This window comes from Bacillus tuaregi, from assembly GCF_900104575.1.
GTDB lineage: Bacteria > Bacillota > Bacilli > Bacillales > Cytobacillaceae > Bacillus_BD > Bacillus_BD tuaregi.
The window spans coordinates 4,155,851-4,177,796 of record NZ_LT629731.1 but is presented as its reverse complement, the minus strand read 5'-3'; the positions used below and the strand labels follow the sequence as shown (position 1 = coordinate 4,177,796).

Below are 21,946 nucleotides of genomic sequence, written 5' to 3'. Positions count from 1 at the left end.
CAGGGATATTTAAAATCTATTTTAAATATCCCTGTTCAGATTAATTATGCTCATCATGATTGTGTTGCTGTTCTGTATTTTGTTGTTGTTCTTGTTGCTGTACTGGCTCATTTTTGGGATATACACTTGTGAGTGTATCAGGTATTGCTGTAATAACTAGAATAATTGAGATAAGGGATGAGATAAGATAAACCCATGCCGCAGGACGATTTCGTGACCATTTCACTTTGGCAACTCTTAAAAACCATACAGACAAAATCAATGATATTACTAATAATATTAATCTTATACTTGGTGGTAAAGACAACAAACCTGTTCCTAGTGTAGTAAGGCCGAGTGCAATTAAAAGCGTATGTAGCCAGTGGTGAGAAGAGGCTATAATGGCAAACAATACTGATCCCACAGCTTTTAAGAGGGGTCTTTCCTTTTTATTCTTTGAATAGTTATGATCTTTGATAATGTACTCCCTCCATCAATTTATACGAATGATACAAACAAAAACAATGGGGACGATTGGCATGAGACTAATTGGGCCTATCCCTCTTCTTTTTTAATTTAATAAATATATTAGTACCGCAATTACACCGATCCCAATTAACAAGGTCCAAAACGTTGACTTAATGGAAGTATTTTGAGAATGATTATCTTGATTAGAGTGATGACCACCACAACAACCCATTTTATAAACTCCTTTCTTTTTTCAAAATTTATTTTTATGATGTCTAGTATTAATTAAGGATGTGGAGAATTTGTGGATTCTAAATGGATAAATGATGAATTCACAAATTGTTCAAAAAAAAATCCTTTGGTACTTAAATCAAATTTAACTTGGCAAATTGTACTTACATCGGTTTTTAAAATGAAAACTAATGATTAAATTGATATAGCATCAGCAATTTTTTGAGGTCATTCTTATAAGTAAATTAATAACTTCTCAAAGAAAAATATTGAACAACTAATGTGAATCATATGAACACACATAATTTATAACCTTTTTAAGGTGTAAACTATGTAAATGCACAAATTCTGCAAACTTTTTGGATACTCTATATTTAATAAAAGAAGGAGGGAATAAAGAAATGCAGAAAAAAGGTAAACGATCAATTTTATTTATTTTGTTAGCTTCACTATTGCTAGTGCTTGGTGCATGTTCAAACGCAACCGACGAAGAACAAGATACTAACGGAAAAACAGAAAATACAAACCAGGGAACAACAACAAACGAAGAGGAAAATGAGGAATCAAGTAATGGAGAAGAAGAAATGGAGGGAATGGATCATGCTGGAATGAATCACTCTGGTTCAAGTGAGGTACCTGAAGGCTTAGAGGAAGCAGAGAATCCAACGTATCCGGTTGGAAGCAAGGCAATTATTCACGCAAATCATATGCCAGGAATGGATGGAGCTGAAGCCACAATCTCTGGAGCCTTTGACACGACGGTTTATACAGTTACATATACGCCTACAACTGGCGGAGAACCAGTCGAGGATCATAAATGGGTCATTCATGAGGAACTTGAAAATGCGGGTGATGAATCGTTTCAAACAGGTGATGAAGTGGTATTAAATGCAGAACATATGGAAGGTATGAAAGGTGCAACTGCAACAATTGATTCTGCTGAACAAACAACAGTCTATATGGTAGATTACACGGATACTGAAACAGGGGAAAAGGTAACGTATCACAAATGGGTAACAGAAAGTGAATTATCTCCAGTAGAATAAAAACGAGGAGGCGGTTCTCTTGTTTATATACGCAAAACAAGAGAACCGCCTCACGTTTTGTATTAAAATACGAAGTTAGAACAAATTAAATCTATATTCCATAAAAATTGGGTAATATAATTAATTTTATTTTACTTTTCACAAATCAGTCACTTTACATAGGGTACGGGGGTATACTATAATGTAATCGAGGAGGAGGAGTGAGATGGATCCCGAATTAGAAAATGAGATGATTTCAGAGGATAGTTGCTGTACACCTTCACATGGGAGAATGAGTCATCACTCAGAAAAAACGAAAAAGAACCTTGTGACCCGATTGAACAGGATTGAAGGTCAGATTCGGGGCATAAAAAGATTAATCGAAACGGATACTTACTGTGATGATGTGATTACTCAAATCTCAGCTTCACAAGCAGCTCTTAATGGTGTTGCTAAAATTCTTCTTGAAGCACATATGAAAGAATGTGTAGTCAATCGAATTCAAGAAGGTGACATGGAAGTTTTAGATGAAGTATTAGTGACCATACAAAAATTAATGAAAAAGTAAAAGGGGACGTTAAATATGGAAAAAGTAACTTTAAATGTAGAAGGTATGTCTTGTGGACATTGCGTGAAATCAGTAGAAGGAAGCGTTGGAGCACTTAATGGAGTTTCAAGTGTAAAAGTCGATCTGGAGAATAAAAAAGTAGACGTTGAATTTAATCAAGCTGAGGTAACATTAGATAAAATCAAGGAAACCATTGATGATCAAGGATACGAAGTAAAGTAAATTGAAGATGGGCTGTGCTTAAAGCACGCTCTCTTTTTCAAAAAAATATACCCTAGGTAGGTATGAGGTGATGGGGATGAGCGAAAAAGTTATTGAAAATCAATTCCAAGTAACTGGCATGACCTGTGCAGCCTGTGCAACAAGAATTGAAAAAGGGCTGAAAAAAATGGATGGAGTCAAGGATGCCAATGTAAACCTTGCTTTAGAAAAAGCCATGGTCCAGTTTGACCCTGTTATGATGAGTCCTTCAGATATAACGAAAAAGGTAAGAGATCTTGGATATGATGTTGTAACAGAAAAAAGGGAATTGGTACTAACTGGTATGACTTGTGCAGCCTGTGCAACAAGAATTGAAAAAGGTCTTAATAAAGTCGATGGTGTTCTGCAAGCAACTGTTAATTTGGCTTTAGAAAAGGCATCTGTAGAATATAATCCATCAGCAGTTACAACAAAAGAGTTAGTTCAAAAGGTTGAAAATCTCGGCTACGGAGCGATGGTAAAAAGCGATGAAAATGAAAAAGAGGCCGTAGATTATCGTCAAAAAGAGATTGAAAAACAGACAGGGAAGTTTATATTCGCAGCTATTTTATCACTTCCGTTACTGTGGTCTATGGTAGGACATTTTAGTTTTACTTCTTTCCTTTGGGTGCCAGATGCATTTATGAAGCCATGGGTACAAATGGCCTTGGCAACACCTGTACAATTCTTTATTGGAAAACAATTTTATGTTGGAGCCTATAAGTCATTGAAAAATAAGAGTGCCAATATGGATGTACTCGTAGCTCTTGGTACATCGGCTGCTTATTTTTATAGTGTTTATTTAGCAATAGAATCGCTTGGAAGTAATGCACATTCAGTTGGACTTTATTTTGAAACAAGTGCTGTCTTAATCACATTAATTATTCTTGGAAACCTATTTGAAGCAAAAGCAAAAGGACGTTCATCAGAAGCGATTAAGAAATTAATGGGACTACAAGCAAAAACAGCAACAGTCATTCGAAATGGAATCGAAACCACTATTCCTTTAGAAGATGTTGTGGCTGGCGATATTTTATTAGTAAAGCCTGGTGAGAAAGTTCCTGTTGATGGAGAAGTTTTGGAAGGGACCTCAGCACTGGATGAATCAATGCTCACTGGTGAAAGTGTCCCCGTAGATAAAACAGTTGGAGATAGTGTAATAGGGGCAACTATTAATAAAAATGGATTTTTGAAAATTAAAGCGACAAAAGTAGGAAAGGAAACAGCCCTATCGCAAATCATTAAAATTGTAGAGGAAGCACAAGGATCAAAAGCTCCAATTCAACGGATGGCTGATCAAATTTCCGGTATCTTTGTTCCAATTGTGGTGGGAATAGCGGTTATTACATTTATCATCTGGTATTTCTGGGCTGATCCAGGAAACTTTACTGCAGCCCTAGTAAACCTAATTGCCGTTCTTGTCATTGCATGTCCATGTGCTTTAGGTCTAGCAACACCAACCTCCATTATGGCAGGAACCGGTCGAGCTGCCGAATATGGGATTCTATTTAAAGGTGGAGAACACCTTGAAATGACTCATAAAGTCAATACAGTCATTTTAGACAAAACAGGAACGATCACAAATGGTGAACCTGTTTTAACAGATGTGATAACGGAGCAAGATGAGACAGAGTTCTTATCTCTTGTTGGTTCGGCTGAAAAACAATCAGAGCATCCTCTTGCACAAGCAATTGTTGAAGGAATCGTAGAGAAATCCATCCAGTTCAAAGATGTTTCTGATTTTGAAAATATACCTGGATATGGAATCAAAACGGTAGTGGATGGAAAAGTGGTTCTTGTAGGAACTCGTCGTCTTATGAAAAAATACAATGTCGAGATTGATAATGTATTAGATAAGATGGAAGATCTTGAGAAACAAGGGAAAACAGCTATGTTAGCAGCCGTTGATGGAAGATATGCAGGGATTGTTGCAGTAGCAGATACAATTAAAGAAACATCTACTTCCGCCATTAAACGGATGAAAGACATGGGACTTGAAGTGATTATGATTACGGGTGACAACAAAGATACGGCAAATGCAATTGCAAAACAAGCTGGAGTTGATCATGTAATTGCCGAAGTTCTCCCAGAAGGGAAAGCAGAAGAAGTGAAGAAACTTCAAGCTCAAGATAAAAAAGTGGCCATGGTCGGGGATGGAATTAATGATGCCCCAGCACTTGCTACTGCTGATATTGGTATGGCTATTGGTACGGGTACAGATGTAGCGATGGAAGCAGCCGATATTACCTTGATCCGTGGGGATTTGAACAGTATTCCAGACTCCATCTTAATGAGCCATAAAACAATGCGAAATATTAAGCAAAACCTTTTCTGGGCCTTAGCTTATAATTCAATTGGCATTCCAATTGCGGCGTTTGGATTCTTAGCTCCATGGCTTGCCGGTGCTGCAATGGCATTTAGCTCTGTTTCGGTTGTACTCAATGCTCTACGATTACAAAAGGTCAAACTATAGGAGTGTCGTATATGAAAAAATGGGTATTATCTGCCCTGGCTTATTTAATAGTCGTTGTGGGTGCTTATTATGCTTATTCAATTGTAAGTCCTCCTGTAGAGGATCAAGAACACACAAATATAGAACAACATAATGAATAGTTAACTGATTTTAAGAATGGCCCCTATTTGGATAGAGGCCATTCTTGTTATAAAAAATGCAAAGTTTTTTCATAAATAAATGAGACACTAAAAAGGATGTTTATGAGGTAGGTGGAACGAATTGAATACGAATGAAAAAATTAAAAGAAGATATAATAGAATTTCAAGTATATATGAAGTTATGGATAAGATGATTAAAGCAGAGTGGAGATTGAATTTACTATCTAATATATCTGGAAATGTTCTTGAAGTGGGAGTCGGGACGGGGGCTAATTTCCCCTTTTATCCAACCTATACAAAATCACTAACAGGTGTTGACTTTAGTAAAGGGATGCTAAAACAGGCCCAGGAGAAATTAGTAAAAGGTAGGTATCCATTTCCGATTCGATTAATGGAAGCAGATATACAGGAATTGCCGTTTCCAGACGATATGTTCGATACAGTGGTCTCTACTTGTGTATTTTGTTCCGTTCCGGATCCTCTTTTGGGTTTAAAAGAGTTGAAAAGAGTTTGTAAACCAAATGGACAAATACTGCTGTTGGAGCATGTGAGAAGTGATCAAATGTGGGTTGGTATTGTAATGGATTTGTTAAATCCTTTAACGGTAAGATTATGGGGAGCCAATATTAACCGGGAAACGATCAACACGATCGAACGATCAGGTCTCAAAGTTGAAATGAATAAAAATTTAATGGGGTCTATTTTTAGAGAGTTATCGGTTAGTCCCAATAAATGACGTTTGGAAGAGCCATATTATGTTTAATAATTATAAACGATTTACGACTTTGATAGGATAATTAATCTTCAAAAGGGGATGATATTTTCTGTAAAAATCAAAAGGAGGATTTTGGAAAATGCCTGTGACCTATGAAGAATGTATAAAAGCATGTTTGGAATGTATGGAGGCATGTAACGGATGTTATGATGCCTGTTTAAAAGAAGAGGATGTAAAAATGATGGCAGAATGTATCCGTTTGGATAGAGAATGTGCGGATATGTGTGCATTTGCTGCAAAGGCAATGCAATCAAACAGCCCATTTGCAAAACAAATTTGTCAACTTTGTGCAGAAATTTGTGAGGCATGTGGCAATGCGTGTAAAAATCATGAACATCATGAACATTGTCGTAAATGTGCAGAATCTTGCTTTAGATGTGCAGAAATTTGCCGTCAAATGGCTTCTTAACATTTCATTGTTCAAAACGAAAGGATTGGTGGTATTCCAATCCTTTTATTTGTCACGATTATAAACTATTCATCATATTTTTTGCCTTCTCAGTATCCTGCATCATGCCCCCATCCCCATGACAATCATTATACATTTGCTCTAATTCATTTGTTGATAATTCTGGGTGCATTTTTTCCATAAATGGTTTCATTTCTTGGAAGCCATCCGTTTGAGCATAGGCAAATCCTGCCCCGCCTAGCAGAATGGCTCCTGTTAATAGCCCGATAGCTAATTTCTTTTTCATTTGTTTCATCTCCTTCTTAATTATATTTTTATATTAACGTAAAAGTTTGCAGAGATTATGCAGAAACTTTGTGGAACTTGTTAAGATTGTACATGAATTTATTGGATACATATTTATCATGAACTAATAATAAGCGGATCCACATCTTCGCCTCCACCGACTGTTTCAATTGTGATTACTACTTGATGGGGTAAGCATACAATAGCAGGACCTGGTTTTGAAATATAGCCTGTATTTACACAGATTTGTTCAGGACATGTAGAAGATTCAATCCGAATCTCCTCGTTATGCAACTCCACGGTATTTGGATTACATTCAATCTCAGGTATGTTTAACCTTTCAGTACCTTTATGTCCAGTTAATGTGACCCGTTTCACTTCCTCATTTCTACTGGAAATAACAGCGACATATTCTGGATTTTCAGTTGTTGCCTCTACTTTAGCCTGCTGATAGCTAAAAATAGAAACGGGGATAAATGAAATGACTAATAATAAAACAGTAATAATAATGTCCCATCTTTTAATCATTTGAAGTGCGTTTTTCAAAGGGTTCATCTCCTTGCAATTCAAATATGGATAGGCCTAAGACTTCCACTTATATCCGACACCCCAGACGGTTTGTAAATAGTCATCTGCTGGAAAACCTGCTTTTCTTAGTTTTTCACGTAAATTTCGGACATGAGAGTCAATCGTGCGATCCTCGGTTGAAACATTATATCCCCATACCGATTCAATCAGATGATCCCTAGAAAAAACCCGATTTGTGTTGGTTAAAAAGAGGTTCAACATCCCAAATTCTTTCGGAGTTAAAGAGATTTCTTGATTTTTATAAAAAAGCTGATGAGAATCTTGAATTAGGGTAAGTCCTTTAAATGAGATTTGCTCTGGTTGTTTTGTACTTCTTCTTAGGACAGCTTCAATTCTAGCTACTAACTCTTCTTCATCAAAAGGTTTAGATATGTAATCATCCGCACCTATATTAAGACCTCTTATAATGTCTGCTTTGTCGCCTAACGCTGTGAGCATAATAATTGGAATATCCCAATTTTTCCGTACTTCCTGACATGCTTCTAACCCACTCATATCAGGCATCATAATATCTAATAAAATAAGATCAACCGTATTGGACTCCAAAAATTTTAGAGCTTCTCGTGCAGATTCTTTTTTAATACACTGATAGCCCAGAGGGGATAAGTACAACGATAATAAATCAAGCATCATTGGTTCATCATCTACAAGTAAAATGGTTTTCAATTTTGATCCTCCTTGAAAATTAATTCGAATGTTGTCCCAACATTCTCTTTACTTCTCACTTGAATATCGCCTCCATGGGCAAGGATAAGTTCTTTGATTATTGCAAGACCAAGCCCTGTACCTCCGAGAGAACGTGTTCGGGATTTATCCACTCGATAAAAACGGTGAAAAATATAGGGAAGATCCTCCTCTGGAATTCCCCTTCCATTATCTTTAATGGAAATATAAATTTCCTTTTTTTGTTTCCAAGCTGTTAAAGAAACGGTCGAACCTCTGTTTGAGTATTTCATGGCATTATCTAATAGATTCATAAAAATTTGTTCAAGTCTTAATGAATCAGCTTTTAATAACAGATTCGGTTGGCAGTTTATAGTAAATTTCATTTCATTCTCATGAAAAATAGGAGAGAACTTTTGATCCATTTTAGTGAAAAATTCGTTTAAGTTGATTAACTCTTTTTCAATGATAAACGTATTTTGATCTATTTTTGCAAGTTCAAATAGCTCTTTGATTAATTTGGCTAAACGATCTGATTCTTCCACAATAATAGATAAATATTTACCCTGTTCTTCTTTGGATAAATTCCTTTTTTTTACAATATCAGCATAGCCCTTTATATAAGTAAGAGGAGTCCGAAGTTCATGTGAAATACTAGCTAAAAATTGACTCCGTTCTTTTTTAAGATAGTTTAAATCTGTCGCTAATAACTTGATTGATTTTGCTAGATCCCCTAATTCATCTTCTGATGTATGAGGGAGAGGAACGGAAAAATTACCTTTACTAATTTGTGATGTTGCTTCTTTCATTTTAATAAGAGGTCTAGTAATCCCCCTCGATAAGAAACAAATGATAATAATCGTAAAAATAACTGAAATCAAGCCTGCAATCAAAAAGTGTTCATTCAAGGAATGAATTAAAATACGTACCAACGCAGTATCTTGAAACATATAAACATACCCGGAAACTTTTTGATCAATTTGAATGGGACTAACTGTCGCAATATATGGTTCCTGCTCCCATTTTTCTTCTAAAACCTGTCCATCATTTGGAATAGGGGTTAAAGGGGCTTCTATATACCTTCTAAAGTTTTCAACCGGGGCCGAAGAATCTAGTATCTCCCCTGACTCATTTGTTATGATTACGTCTGTATTGGATTCAGATTCCATCAAAACGACATGATCAACCATTTCATCATCGAATTGCTTTTCAAGAATAGCCTTGTGAGAATTCCCCCTCGATTTTAATGTTTGTAGCTCTTGTTCTATTCTCGAGTCCACAATTTCGGCATGCAAAAAGAAAAACATAAATGTAATTAAACCAAAAATTACAACAAAAAATAAGATGCCTAGTTTTACTGAAAGTTTCTTCATTACGATGATCATTCTCCTATTTCCATGTATGCTTAGCCTACGATAAAATTTTGAAGATTTTGTGCAGAAATTGTGTAAAGGTCGGTACATTATTATTTTACACCAGAAAGATAAAAAAACCGCTGAAGCATCAGCAGTTCTAATATTAGTCTTCTTTATAATAGTTGCCTTTTATAAAAAGTATCTACTCAATTTAATGATGTTCTATATGATTTTGTTCATTAGGGGCTTCAATATCGCTAAAAATCGGGTCTAATTGGTTAAGTAAAATAAAAATAAAACTATATAGAATAATGATAAACAGTGGATGATTATAGAAAGTCGCTTCTTTATTACTGACCTCTTTTTGTATCAAATGAAGGAGAATTAGTAAAGTAGATAGAAATAGAAAAATCATGATCTTAACAATTGCATCACGATACTCTACCGTGATCATTTCCCCAAGCATGGCTCCCATCATGCCTCCCATAATCCCGGATAGCATCCCGTCAAGAACAGCTATAATGCTTACTGGTAAACCAGTCAAAAATCCAATCAGAAAACCTGCAGCCATTCCTAAAATGGTAGCAATAAAAAAGTTGTCCGAAATTACAATTCCTACAATAACTCCTACAGTGAGACCGACACTCATACCAATTGACATAGCTATCATCATGCCAGTCATATTAGTGAATTTCTTTCTATGGTAAGTTACCTTATAAATAACAAGAACTGAGAGCGAGAAAATTGATATAAGAATTAGAAAAAGTGATACTCCCATTTTTTACTCCTTTCTGTCTTGTCCGATATTATTAACTATATGTGATTGATGACTAGGAATATTCAACGTCTATTTATTAAATATAGGTTATAGTGTCCTTAAAATGTTATTCTGTTTGAAATTACTTTCTTATCTCCATTCTCTTTTTTCTAATATGTTTCCCTGCTAAAAAGCTGGTTCCCACGCTAAAAAGTCGGTACCTACTGCTAAATAGTTGGTATCCAGAGTGGAAGGAAGAGTGAGGAAAAAAGAGCAGGCGAACAATATGTACTCAATCATTTTTCAATCGTAAAATCAATTATATTTCAGGCTGGATCCAATAGTGGTCCAGTCTTTTTGTTTTGTCCAATATCTCCTCAATCCCTTTTCCAATAGGGGTTCAATCATCCTTGCTCATTCTTTTCTCTCTTCTAATATGTTGTTTTCCTCACTATATAAACCCGTAGGGTTTCAATACTTTTTCGGCAGTTTCTTTGCATTTTTTTCATTCTTTTCTCTTGATTCTTCTCTCAGTTCGGTACGAACTTAATAACATTGTCCGAATATTCGATACAAGCCAGAACGGAAAAAAGAGGGCGAAAATGGGGGTTTTGGGGAAGAACAATATAACATAATGGAATGAAGAAAAAAGGCGAGATAAGAGGGGCAGGGCTTAGAGACGCAAGGGTTTGAGGGGAATGAGGGGGAGAGGAAGGCGGGGAAGGACTTTTTAGCAGGGGAATACCCTTGTTATTTGACAACAAAGTCGGGAACTCGCCAACAAAGTTGGGAACTGCCTAATTGCATTTTTACAAATATGTAAAGAAATGAATCAAGTAAGACTCAATCCTAAAATTGGATTGAGTCTTTTTTGTATTTAGAGAATTAAGGTAGGAAATTACAAAAATATTCCAAATACCATGGTATGATATTAAGAGGATTAAACCAAATTATTTTACCATTATTAGATTTGAATAGGGGTGGTGTCTCTATGTTAACATTTATATTTTATGGATTATTTCTAATAGGAACAGTCCTAATGATTTTAGCGGTTGTTAAAATAGAGCAAGAAGGTTTTGGTTGGCGGGATTGATTATGTATATTGTTAGTTTTTTGGGAAGTTGGTCAGTAGGTCTTTACTTGCTTGTTTTCCCTTTTGTTTTATGGATATTAGCTTTAGCTCATTCTTTTGGTGTGGTGAAGAAATATTGGCAAAATCTACTGTTAGCAATCATCGGAATAGACTCAGTTAACGTTGCGTCCGCAGGTTTATAATCTGGCAGTATTTAAATAGTTTTTGCTACTCCTTGTTTTGGATATGAATCTAAGACAGGGCCAGTAGATTCAACTTCTACTCTTTGTCCTATTTTCAATGTTTCAGAAGCATTAGGATATTCAAATGATGTTGCACCGTATTTATTTCCAGCCTGTAAATGAAGAGGATAAGTATCAACTACCAAGAAACTGTTTTTATCCACACGAATGACTATTCTTCCTTTTTCACGATACACAGGATTTAATGCGCGTGCCATAAATGCAGAGAATTGTCCACGTGTTACAGATGTATCTGGTCGATAGGATCCATCAGGATAGCCATCCGCAATTCCAGTTGCTACTGCATCCAAAATGGATTGATAGGCTGCCGTATTGGAAGAAACATCGTGAAAACTATTGGCTTGTCCTGTCGTTAATGTGAAGGCTCTGTTTAGGAAAATCGCCATTTGTCCTCGGGCGACCAGCTCATTAGGTCGATATGTGTTATCTGGAAATCCGGTAATGATTCCTTTTCTAACAGCTGAGGCAATATAGCCTGATCCAGTTACATTTGCAGTAACATCATTAAATTTTGTGTTAATAGGGTCTCCATTCAGTCCTAAAGAACGGCCAATCATAATAGCAGCATGAGAACGTGTAACTGTATTATCAGGTTTGAAGGTTCCATCTTTAAAGCCTGTAATAATCTGTTCAGATGAGAGATACCCCACCTCATTATAAAATGTATATCCATCTGACACATCATTAAATCCCGTGAAAAGTATGGGTTGGAACCTTGCTATGATATCCATAAAGATACACTAGATTATAAAGACTACGTTCATATCCAGATTCCAAAAGGGGAGGATATTTTAAATCCATAGTATGTCGAAAAAGACTTCTGGATGTATATATAAGAAAGAGAGTTTTTGGTGACCTTTTTACCACTTTGTTAAATATTGGAAACATATACTCTACTTTACTATTTTTAATGTTATTATAGATTTGTAAAGAAAATTCAAAAAGGGAGATTATCATAATGATATTAAAAATTGCTTCACTAGCAGTTGCCACATCCTTTTTGTTAGTAGCTCCATCAAGTTTCGCACAAGGAACACCAGAAGCTAAAGTGAAAACTAGCGTTCAGGACGAAGTTGAAAACTTAAAACCTTATATCGAAGTTTACGATGCAAAAGGAAAACTAGTTAAAGAATATTCAGACGAAGAAATTCAAGAGCTTATGGTACAGGCGGAACAATTTAATAAAGTACACGAAGCAGCAGAAGCTCCTGTAAATTCACCGTATGTACATATTTTCGATGAGAATAACCATTTAATTGATTCCTCAGTAGAGGGAGCTGTTCAAAAACAAAAATCTGTTTTAGACGATTTTCAAGCTCAAAGGCTTACTTATAATTATGGCACAACTTCAATTATTAATAATATTTGGGTTAAAGGCGGAAACTATTTTCCTAACCCGACAACTATCACAATCAATCCACGCAGTAAATTTGAAGGATTAAACATTAAAGTTCAAAAGGATACAAGTTCTACTCCAGCAGGTAATGTAAAAATTGGTGGATTCATAGGCGGTGTCGCTGTTCCTCTTAGCAATTTATATCAATATGCTGGTAATTATAAGATCCAGCTGGTAAATGCTAATACAAATGGAGCGACTATTTATCTTAATGCTGGAACAGTTTATTATAATTGAACAACCAAATGAGGGTTTTTATCCTCTCAGGCTGTCGAGAAACCCTCGACAGCTTTTATTTACTTTCTTTAATTATTCACCGCGTTAATTTTATGTAATTCAGTTAGATATATTAATAAATCCATGGTGGTGAATTAATATCATGTTGAAGTCAAGAGAAAAACTCCCAAAATGAATTTGATTTATTTCAATTGATGTACTAGTCCTTGAAGATCACCTTCTCTGTTTAATCGATAAATATATTGATTTTTCCTTTATTCTTGAAAAAACCAAACCTTTGTATAGTGAAGATAATGGTCGTCCAACTGAACCTTTAATCTTATTTAAGCTTCGCAGACTCAAAAGAGCTGCAGGGGCTTCGCTACTGCCGGTTACGGGGACTAAAGAAGGCAAGCGAGCAGGTTCTCCTAACTGCAGCTTGCCAAAACATGAAAAAGATTGCCACACACCTAGCAAAGCTAGGTGAGGTGAGCAATCCTTTTTAAAATCATATAAATATGTAGGCAATTTAATGTTTCATACCTTCATATATTAGAAAATGTCGGGAAAAATACTCCTTTCTCGAAATTCTGAGCGTACCAAAGGTACGCTTATTTTTATAACCGAGATTACGCTATTAGAAATCACAGTTTATTAAAAAGGGGGAGAGTTTGTCTAACTATTCGTATAATCCTTATTTTACGAATAATAATTAGACAATAAGAATGTATGTTTGATATAGTGGAAATAGAAATATATTCCACCTTCATTAATAACAGGAATTAATTATTAAACTAACGAATGTTATACATCATATTTTATAAACTTTTGAACAGAGGTGTATGGAATGGAAAGAGTTCAGATCCCACAAGATGCTGAAACGATTGTCAGTACATCCAGTAAAGGTGATCAATCGAAATGGCTAGTAGGAGATAAATGGATTAAGGAGAATACTCGTGGTTACGAAAATATAGCGGAATATGTTGCTTCTATCGTTTTAGATAGTTCCACCTTACCGAAGACTTCCTTTGTTCCTTATGTACCCTGTTTAATTAATAAGCACGATGAAACGGTTGTAGAAGGGTGTTATTCTATAGATTTTCGTGGTCATTTACAGGAAGTAACGCTTGAGCGCTTGTTTGAAGCGAACTTTGAAACAACAGATGACATTTTAAATAATACCCGCTACTCCACAGAAGATAGATTTCGATTAATTATGGAAAAGGTATACCAGTTCACAGGCTTAGATGTTTCTCACCAAATTGCACAAATGCTAGCATTTGATGCGTTCATTTTGAATGAAGATCGCCATACCAATAACATTCTGTTTCTTTTTGATCCCAAAACAGAAGCCTGGCAGCTGGCTCCAATTTTTGATCATGGTTTAAGCTTGTTATCGGATGTCAAGGATTATCCACTGGGTGTTGATCTTCAAGTTTTAAAACGTAAAGTAAAAGCAAAACCGTTTAATAATAGTTTTAAGAAACAACTATCCTTATACGATGGACCACCCTTTATTAATGTGGCCACGTTACAAAAACGCTTAGCCTCTTCTCCATACCCACTTGGTCGAGCATTGGATGTAATTAAAGCACAGTTAAACGATCCAGTTTATGAAAAATTGCTTATTCGAGGTGAAAATTGATGATTGATTATTTTAAATTTGATGTGATGCTGTTTGATGATGTAATCGCAAGTGTGGATTTAAAACCAAATGGAATCGACAAACCATACGTTATCAACTATATTAAAGGTTTTAATAAGCAATTTTCACCTAGTCCAGAGGGCTATATTACAAAAGATGAGATAGAAAGATGGTTAAAGTGGCGTGTATTCCCCGAAACACGAGTGAATGCTGAGGAATTACTCGCTGGACTCGGTTTAAAAAGCTATAATCGATGGGCAATTATTCGTAAAACACATGGTGTTATGGCTGATGATGAGATTTGGTTGCGTTTTAAGGGTGAAACATTGAAGCATCGTGATGTGACATTACGTAAATCACTTTATTATCCTGATGAGGTCATATAATTTGTTCACAATAGATCTATTACATATGTGAAATAAGTTAAGGTAGATAGATTTTAAATATCTAAAATTAAACGAAAGTGGAAGAATGTATGAAAAGTGATATCATCCTTAATAAAATAAGCACCATTGAACGCTGTATTAACCGAATACATGAAGATTACGTGTTGATCATTTTTTGGGGTAGAAGTGAAGTGAGGGCAAACTCATTCGAAAAAAACGCTTTTTTCGCAAACAAAAAAAGTATATAAAAAACAGCCAATTCCCTTTTTATCGAGCAGAAATGGCTGGTGATCCATGTTGATATTTATTGGCTTTGGCGAGAAGACTCCCACTTCAACGTAGCGAAGCGGAGTAAGTGGGAGATGAATCGCCACTGTTTAATTTTACTGAATTCATCATATTTTCAGTAAAATATAGTATAATATATTATAGATAGGAGGTGACGTAAATGTACTTATGTGTTAAACAACAGCTCAATCATTTAACTAAAGACGAGTATTCAAATCTTAAAGAGCTTTGTCATATTGCTAAAAACCTATATAACGTTGGACTATACAATGTTAGACAGTATTACTTTGAACATAAAGAATATCTTAAATACGAAAGTAATTATCATCTCGCAAAAACCAACGAGAATTATAAGTTATTAAATAGCAATATGGCTCAGCAAATTTTGAAAGAAGTAGACGGAGTATTTAAGTCCTTTTTTGGTTTAATCAAACTAGCCAAGCAGGGCAAGTACGACTTTAAATCTATCAATCTTCCAAGATACCTTAAGAAAGATGGCTACTATCCTTTAGTGATTGGCTTTGTTCGCTTAAACGGAAATCAATTAACGATTCCGTATTCAAACTTATACAAAAAGCATCACGCACCTATTATAATTAATATTCCTCCTATTTTGTTAGACAAGAAGATTAAAGAAATTCGAATTGTTCCTAAAAACAATGCTAGGTTCTTTGAAATCCAGTACACGTACGAAGTGGCTGAAGAGCAAAGAGATTTAAATTACCAAAAAGCACTAGCAATTGACTTAGGACTAAATAATTTAGCTACTTGTGTAACAACAGAACGTCAATCTTTCATTGTAGATGGTCGTAAATTAAAAAGCATTAACCAATGGTTTAATAAAGAAAATGCCAGACTTCAAAGCATAAAAGATAAGCAAAAAATCAAAGGCACGACTCGCAAACAATCGTTTCTTACTTATAACCGCAACAATAAAGTAAATGATTATATCAACAAAACTTGTCGATATATTATTAACTATTGCCTTGAAAACCAAATAGGTAATCTTGTTATTGGTTATGCTGAAACTCTGCAAAGAAACATCAATTTAGGTAGAATAACAAATCAAAATTTCGTTAATATTCCTGTCGGCAATATCAAAGAAAAACTAGAATATCTTTGTAAGCTTTACGGGATTAAATTCTTTAAACAAGAAGAATCTTACACCTCCAAAGCTAGCTTCTTCGATAACGACGAAATACCTAAATATAATGCCGACAATCCTAAAGATTATCAGTTCAGCGGCAAACGAGTGAAGCGTGGTTTGTATAAAACGAAATCTGGCAAGCTAGTTAATGCTGACATCAACGGCGCTTTAAATATCTTAGCTAAAAGTAAAGCTGTAGACATCACTGTCTTATGTTCTAGCGGCGAAGTGGCTACGCCTCAAAGAATAAGAATCGCTTAGACGATTACAATTCTTTGGAAGCCCCCACTTCAAATTTTCGCTAGAAAATTAAGTGGGGGTAGTTCACTCTTTGACACTCTCAAACACTCACAGTATAATTTATTATGTAATATAAAAATGTTCAGGAGGATTATCAAAAAATGACACATGCAATGAGACTTCGATTCCCAACTTTGAACTAGTAATTGAATACGTTCAAAGGCTCTGTTTGTGTATACAGAGTAAACGGGATAAGTCTGTCCTTTTTTAATAATCTTCATTTCATATAAGAAAACATGAGAATGACAGGGATGTTTTCTTATCCTATCGAGGTACTAGGAATCTTGGTAGGATGCATATATGTAATGTTTAGGAAGGGCGATTTTTCTACCCTTCTTTATTTATGTCTAATTTTCTTGCCTATTCAACTTCATTCAGCAGAAGCCATCCACTTCGATAAGCGGGGGATGGGTGAATGTGATTTACTAGGCAGGTTTACTTGTTGACGGCTCCAGATAGCCCCAGCAATAAGGACGGGTCTCTTTCCCTTTACTCAAATCACAGGCAGATGCCTGTGATTTTTTTATTGTCGTTGGGTCACTTGATTAACGAAACAACTGTTGCCGCGCTATTTTCAATAACAGAGATTTTAATTGTTTTAAATGCGAAGTAGGAGGAGATATCCATGCATTTCTTACTATTCTTTTGATACGAGCTTGATGTAGAAGCTCGTATCGATATCCTAGCTATCGATATGAAATCATTAAATTTCGGGAGGTAGCAAAATGGAAAAAGTATGTTTTAAATTAGAAAATATTGAAATAAATTATTTAGATAGAAAAGTATTAGAAATTGAACGTTTAGCTGTACATCAGTTTGACCGTATCGGAATCGTTGGGAAAAATGGTGCAGGAAAAAGTACGTTATTAAAGCTACTTGCGGGTATAGTTCAACCGTCCAGTGGAAATGTGAAAAAATATGTGGACTTTGCTTATTTTGATCAACTAACAACACCTGATAAAACGGAGGTAGATTATGAGCTAAAAGGAAAACTGTCGATTCCGGAAACCGAAGTCGAAAACTTCAGCGGTGGTGAACAGACAAGACTGAAATTAGCGCAAATTTTCTCCAACTATCATGAAGGTCTATTAATTGATGAGCCAACCACTCATCTTGATGCAGATGGTATACAATTTTTCATTGAGGAATTGACTTACTATTATGGCGCCCTAATCCTTGTGAGTCATGACCGATATGTATTAGATAAACTTGTGACGAAAATTTGGGAAGTGGAAGATGGAAAGGTCAAAGAGTATACAGGAAACTATTCAGATTATGTGGCACAAAAGAAGCTACAGAAAAGACAGCAGCAGGAACAGCACGAAAGGTATGTAAAAGAAAAATCACGTCTTATGAAGGCTGCAGAGGAAAAAATGAAAAAGGCAGATAAGATTACGCAGGAAAATGGACGTATGTCTAAAAAGGAAACAAAAGCAAAGGCAAATAAAATGTTTATGACGAAATCGAAGGATACAAGTCAAAAGGCTGTTCAACGAGCGGCAAAGGCGATGGAGCAAAGAGTGGAACAGCTGGAAGCGGTAGAGGCACCTAAAGAGGAGCAAATCATTCGATTTCATCAGTCCAATGCCCTGCAATTACACAATAAATTTCCGATAATGGCAGATCGCTTAACACTAAAAATGGGAGAGAAGACACTTCTTAAGGAAGCAAGCTTTCAATTCCCATTAGGTAAAACCATTGCGATTACAGGTAAAAATGGTTCGGGAAAAACAACGCTTCTTCGTCATATCATACAATGTGGTAAAGGAATAACGATTTCTCCAAAGGCTGTCATGGGTACTTATGAACAGATGGATTATCAATTTAAGAAAGATGAAAGTGTTCTCGACTATATGAAAGATAGAAGTGAATACGATGAAAGTAAGATTCGATCCGTATTGCACTCTATGAGCTTTACCGGGAATGATTTAAAAAAGAATGTTCGTCATTTAAGCGGTGGGGAGGCCATTCGTCTTGTATTGTGTCAGCTATTCTTAGGTAGATATAATATTTTAGTTTTAGATGAACCAACAAACTTTTTGGATGTTTTTTGTATTGAGGCATTAGAACGGTTTATCAAGGGTTATGAGGGAACAATCCTGCTTGTATCACATGACCAAACTTTTATCGAATGTGTAGCTGATTACGTATACGTGATAGAAAATCATAAGTTAGAGTTAAGGAGGTAAAAGAGGCAGGGATAGTCCTGCCTCTTTCCCTTTTCAGTAATCATCCCAATTTCAAAACAATAGAGTGGATAAATGAAAATATAGCTTGCAATCACCAATCTAACAAGGTTACTATTATGGTAGTAACTTTATTAACTATCTAAGTAAGGGTGGGGCGTTTGAATTATAAGGTTTATCTATTATCTGTTGTTTCGTTTGTAGTAGGGATGGCGGAATTGATTGTTGGTGGAATCCTGGATATTGTGTCAGATGGCCTTGGGGTGTCTGTTAGTAAAGCCGGGGAGCTAATTACAATATATTCTCTTGTTTTTGCACTTGCTTCTCCCGTATTGCTAACAGTAACAGCCAAGGTCGAAAGAAAAAAGTTATTTCTTTGGACTTTATTAATATTTTTTGGCGGCAATCTGCTAGCCTATTTCAGTCCTAATTTCCTCATTCTATTTATCACAAGAATCATCTCAGCTGCTACTGGCTCTCTTTTAGTTGTTTTAGCTATCACGATTTCATCCAGTATTGTAAGGGGAGAATATCGAGCAAGGGCCATTGGAGTTATCATGATGGGGGTCAGCGGGTCATTAGTTATTGGCGTGCCGATAGGTCTTGTTATTGGGCAGCATTTCGGATGGCGCTCGCCGTTTCTATTCATTGCGATTCTTTCCCTTGTCTCAATGCTAGGAATCATGCTGTTTTTTGATAAAATGGAGCCGAAGCCTGTCATCTCTTTAAGAAAGCAGTTAGAGACATTAAAGAGACCAAAAATATTGACTGCACAGCTAACATCGCTGCTATTCTTAACCGGTCATTTAACACTATACGCATACCTTACACCATTCCTGCAAACAGCACTAAACCTGAATGCGACATGGGTAAGTATTTTCTATTTCATCTTTGGTGTGGCGGCTGTCATTGGCGGCGGATTCGGTGGATTTATGGCGGATAAGTGGGGCTCAGAAAAGAGCATTTTGGGGATTATCTCTGTCTTTTGCCTTGTTCTGTTTATCCTACCAAAGGTTACTTTTTCAACCATTCTCTTTGTGATAATCATGATGATTTGGAGCATGTTAAGCTGGGCGATTACACCAGCACAACAAAATTATTTAATTGAGACCACTCCAGAGACAGCGGATATACAACAAAGTCTGAATAATACGGCCTCGCATCTAGGAATCGCAGCTGGTTCTGTTATTGGGGGAATGGTGATTAACCAGTCTTCATCTGTGCTCCACAATGCATCCATCGGAGGGGTTTTTGTCCTTCTGGCATTAATCAGTGCTGTTTTTTCGATAACACGATCACAAACTTCAACTAAAGAGATTCATGAATTATAAACAAGGAGGTGAACAAGATTTATAAAAGAGCTACTGCTTTTTATAAATCTTGAATAAATGAGTGTTCATATTAATGCGAAACAGGGAGAAATTGCCGATAGTATTTTATTGCCTGGAGATCCATTACGGGCCAAGTATATCGCTGAGACCTTTTTAGAGGACGTATCCTGTTACAATGAAGTCCGTGGAATGCTTGGTTTTACAGGGACATACAAAGGGAAAAGGGTATCGGTTCAAGGTACAGGCATGGGTCTTCCATCGATTTCTATCTATGTGAATGAACTGATTCGTGAGTATGGTGTGAAAAATCTAATTCGCGTGGGCTCTTGCGGTGCGATTCAAAAGGATATGCATGTTCGTGATGTAGTCCTTGCGATGACAGCTTCGACGGATTCGAATATCAACCGTTTGACATTTCCAGGAATTGATTATGCACCTTGTGCAAGCTTTGATTTGCTCCATCATGCCTATCAAATTGGAACGGAGCACGGGATTAACATGAAGACCGGAAATGTATTGTCGGCAGATGTCTTCTATCGTGACAGTATGGATCTTGTGAAAAAGCTAGGTGATTATGGTGTACTAGCGGTAGAGATGGAAACCACTGCATTGTATACACTCGCTGCTAAGTACGGTGCACAGGCATTATCTATTCTAACGGTTAGTGATCATATTTTTACCGGAGAAGATACGACTGCAGAGGAAAGACAGACAACCTTTGATGACATGGTTGTTATAGCTCTTGAAACGTTAAACAAATAACAAAGAACAGGCAAGGGTATTCCCTGCCTGTTTTTAAGTTGCTTTCGAAATAGGTATACCTAATAACGCAGACGCAGCAGAAGATGTTTAATTTCTTCATCCTCCATCAAGGTATCTTCATATTTCTTTGTAATCTTTGTCAGTGCCACATCATGATAGAAAAACTCGACGAAAAACTTAACAAATGGCTTTGATTTTGTAACCATCGCTTGCCATGCATTATTTTCAACACCGGCGAATAATGTCGTCTCTTCATCAATAATGATGAGGCGGTTTCTTTCCAATGCTCGATGTTCTTCTATAACTGATAGCCTGTAATAGGTGGACAATGGGATTTCTTCCTTTGTCTCTCCGACGAAAAGAGCTTCAACCTTTACCCCTGATTGTTCTTTTTCAATGAGTAATGGCAAGTATTCAGGGAGCTCATCTGTCCAAATAGAAATCTGAATAGAGCGCTGTGCCTCTTTCAAGAGCTGTTTGATTTGCAGCTGGATGGATGATTCAACCTTTAAGCTCCATACACGGTCATCGGTTACTATTTTTTTTGGTGTATTGAGTTTTAATTGTTTGATATTGGACTGGAATTCACTAGTCAGCTTTTCAATGACAAGTTGTAATGGTAGAGCAGTATACAGCTTTTTCTTTTCGGATACTGAATCGAGTACCAGCCCTTTTCCAATCATCCTGGATATGACTTCATAGACCTTTGCCTTTGGAACACCTGAAAACTTTACAATCATAGTGGCATCGAGTGGTTCATCACTTGAAGACAATACTTCATACACTTTACTTTCATATTGTGAAAATCCGAATTTTTGCAACATAGGCCCAACCTCTTTTAGAATTTCAAATAACCCAATGATTTACAATCTATCATAGGTGATGATGATTGTTTTGTAAAACGATTCCTCGTGTCGCATATAAATAATGACCTAAAGCTGACACAAATCATTCAACGTTTTTTTGAAAAAAAACCTATTTACTAATTAGGTTACTAC

Annotated in this window: 23 protein-coding genes and 1 pseudogene; 16 read left to right on the top strand and 8 right to left on the bottom strand. The window is 36.1% G+C overall.

The genetic code is table 11. The annotated features are described in order from the left end of the window. Positions 1–40 precede the first annotated feature (40 nt). On the bottom strand, positions 41–391 hold the full coding sequence (locus BQ5321_RS24170) for a hypothetical protein (RefSeq protein WP_139187865.1): 351 nt from the start codon (positions 389–391) through the stop codon (positions 41–43). A gap of 688 nt (positions 392–1,079) precedes the next feature. Here BQ5321_RS24170 and BQ5321_RS22485 point away from each other — a divergent pair. The 7 genes from BQ5321_RS22485 (at position 1,080) to BQ5321_RS22460 (ending at position 6,308) form a co-directional block, all read left to right on the top strand. Then, complete coding sequence (locus tag BQ5321_RS22485; protein ID WP_019156588.1) at positions 1,080–1,724, top strand: YdhK family protein; 645 nt, start codon at positions 1,080–1,082, stop codon at positions 1,722–1,724. A gap of 205 nt (positions 1,725–1,929) precedes the next feature. After that, the gene (locus BQ5321_RS22480) at positions 1,930–2,271 is read left to right on the top strand and encodes a metal-sensitive transcriptional regulator (RefSeq protein WP_019156587.1); all 342 of its coding nucleotides are present in this window, start codon (positions 1,930–1,932) and stop codon (positions 2,269–2,271) included. 15 nt (positions 2,272–2,286) lie between these two features. Continuing rightward, positions 2,287–2,493 carry a copper chaperone CopZ gene (gene copZ / locus BQ5321_RS22475; protein ID WP_019156586.1) on the top strand — a complete coding sequence of 69 codons (207 nt, stop codon included), beginning with the start codon at positions 2,287–2,289 and terminating at the stop codon, positions 2,491–2,493. 76 nt (positions 2,494–2,569) lie between these two features. Beyond that, positions 2,570–4,984, top strand: a complete 2,415-nt coding sequence (locus BQ5321_RS22470) for a heavy metal translocating P-type ATPase (RefSeq protein ID WP_071396576.1) — start codon at positions 2,570–2,572, stop codon at positions 4,982–4,984. A gap of 11 nt (positions 4,985–4,995) precedes the next feature. Continuing rightward, a complete protein-coding gene (locus tag BQ5321_RS24900) occupies positions 4,996–5,124 on the top strand; it encodes a hypothetical protein (RefSeq protein ID WP_019156584.1) in 129 nt (42 codons plus the stop codon). 121 nt (positions 5,125–5,245) lie between these two features. Next, positions 5,246–5,860, top strand: a complete 615-nt coding sequence (locus BQ5321_RS22465) for a class I SAM-dependent methyltransferase (protein WP_071396575.1) — start codon at positions 5,246–5,248, stop codon at positions 5,858–5,860. Between the two features lie 118 nt (positions 5,861–5,978). Beyond that, positions 5,979–6,308 (top strand): four-helix bundle copper-binding protein, encoded by a 330-nt coding sequence (locus BQ5321_RS22460; protein ID WP_071396574.1) that lies wholly within the window; start codon positions 5,979–5,981, stop codon positions 6,306–6,308. A gap of 58 nt (positions 6,309–6,366) precedes the next feature. Here BQ5321_RS22460 and BQ5321_RS22455 read toward each other — a convergent pair whose 3' ends face one another. From BQ5321_RS22455 to BQ5321_RS22435, 5 genes are all read right to left on the bottom strand, one after another. Beyond that, complete coding sequence (locus BQ5321_RS22455; protein ID WP_019156581.1) at positions 6,367–6,594, bottom strand: hypothetical protein; 228 nt, start codon at positions 6,592–6,594, stop codon at positions 6,367–6,369. Positions 6,595–6,710: 116 nt separating this feature from the next. Next, positions 6,711–7,148 (bottom strand): NusG domain II-containing protein, encoded by a 438-nt coding sequence (locus BQ5321_RS22450; protein WP_071396573.1) that lies wholly within the window; start codon positions 7,146–7,148, stop codon positions 6,711–6,713. A 27-nt stretch (positions 7,149–7,175) separates the two neighbouring features. Continuing rightward, complete coding sequence (locus BQ5321_RS22445; protein WP_071396572.1) at positions 7,176–7,847, bottom strand: response regulator transcription factor; 672 nt, start codon at positions 7,845–7,847, stop codon at positions 7,176–7,178. After that, complete coding sequence (locus tag BQ5321_RS22440; RefSeq protein WP_071396571.1) at positions 7,844–9,217, bottom strand: HAMP domain-containing sensor histidine kinase; 1,374 nt, start codon at positions 9,215–9,217, stop codon at positions 7,844–7,846. The genes BQ5321_RS22445 and BQ5321_RS22440 overlap by 4 nt, the downstream gene beginning before the upstream one ends. Before the next feature lie 193 nt (positions 9,218–9,410). Beyond that, entirely contained in the window at positions 9,411–9,860 is a 450-nt protein-coding gene (locus BQ5321_RS22435; RefSeq protein ID WP_234978442.1) for a hypothetical protein, read from the bottom strand. A gap of 1,176 nt (positions 9,861–11,036) precedes the next feature. Here BQ5321_RS22435 and BQ5321_RS22430 point away from each other — a divergent pair. Then, positions 11,037–11,231 carry a hypothetical protein gene (locus tag BQ5321_RS22430; protein WP_139187863.1) on the top strand — a complete coding sequence of 65 codons (195 nt, stop codon included), beginning with the start codon at positions 11,037–11,039 and terminating at the stop codon, positions 11,229–11,231. Positions 11,232–11,242: 11 nt separating this feature from the next. Here the strand turns inward: BQ5321_RS22430 and BQ5321_RS22425 are convergent, their stop codons facing one another. After that, entirely contained in the window at positions 11,243–11,971 is a 729-nt protein-coding gene (locus BQ5321_RS22425) for an S-layer homology domain-containing protein (RefSeq protein WP_071396568.1), read from the bottom strand. Between the two features lie 278 nt (positions 11,972–12,249). Here BQ5321_RS22425 and BQ5321_RS22420 point away from each other — a divergent pair, with 278 nt between their 5' ends. The 8 genes and pseudogenes from BQ5321_RS22420 to deoD all read left to right on the top strand — a co-directional run bounded on the left by BQ5321_RS22420 (position 12,250) and on the right by deoD (position 20,948). Next, complete coding sequence (locus tag BQ5321_RS22420) at positions 12,250–12,924, top strand: hypothetical protein (protein ID WP_071396567.1); 675 nt, start codon at positions 12,250–12,252, stop codon at positions 12,922–12,924. 326 nt (positions 12,925–13,250) lie between these two features. Continuing rightward, a pseudogene (locus tag BQ5321_RS23880) lies at positions 13,251–13,409 on the top strand (transposase); the annotation flags it as partial. Between the two features lie 341 nt (positions 13,410–13,750). Next, the gene (locus BQ5321_RS22415; RefSeq protein WP_071396566.1) at positions 13,751–14,548 is read left to right on the top strand and encodes a hypothetical protein; all 798 of its coding nucleotides are present in this window, start codon (positions 13,751–13,753) and stop codon (positions 14,546–14,548) included. Further along, positions 14,548–14,934, top strand: a complete 387-nt coding sequence (locus BQ5321_RS22410; RefSeq protein ID WP_071396565.1) for a hypothetical protein — start codon at positions 14,548–14,550, stop codon at positions 14,932–14,934. The genes BQ5321_RS22415 and BQ5321_RS22410 overlap by 1 nt, the downstream gene beginning before the upstream one ends. 448 nt (positions 14,935–15,382) lie before the next feature. Next, a complete protein-coding gene (locus tag BQ5321_RS22405) occupies positions 15,383–16,630 on the top strand; it encodes an RNA-guided endonuclease InsQ/TnpB family protein (RefSeq protein ID WP_071396564.1) in 1,248 nt (415 codons plus the stop codon). 764 nt (positions 16,631–17,394) lie between these two features. Then, positions 17,395–18,858 (top strand): Msr family ABC-F type ribosomal protection protein, encoded by a 1,464-nt coding sequence (locus tag BQ5321_RS22400; RefSeq protein WP_071396563.1) that lies wholly within the window; start codon positions 17,395–17,397, stop codon positions 18,856–18,858. A gap of 158 nt (positions 18,859–19,016) precedes the next feature. Continuing rightward, positions 19,017–20,186 (top strand): MFS transporter, encoded by a 1,170-nt coding sequence (locus BQ5321_RS22395; protein ID WP_071396562.1) that lies wholly within the window; start codon positions 19,017–19,019, stop codon positions 20,184–20,186. Between the two features lie 57 nt (positions 20,187–20,243). Further along, complete coding sequence (deoD, locus tag BQ5321_RS22390; RefSeq protein ID WP_071396561.1) at positions 20,244–20,948, top strand: purine-nucleoside phosphorylase; 705 nt, start codon at positions 20,244–20,246, stop codon at positions 20,946–20,948. Between the two features lie 59 nt (positions 20,949–21,007). Here the strand turns inward: deoD and BQ5321_RS22385 are convergent, their stop codons facing one another. Next, positions 21,008–21,772, bottom strand: a complete 765-nt coding sequence (locus tag BQ5321_RS22385; protein WP_071396560.1) for a TrmB family transcriptional regulator — start codon at positions 21,770–21,772, stop codon at positions 21,008–21,010. Positions 21,773–21,946: the final 174 nt, after the last annotated feature.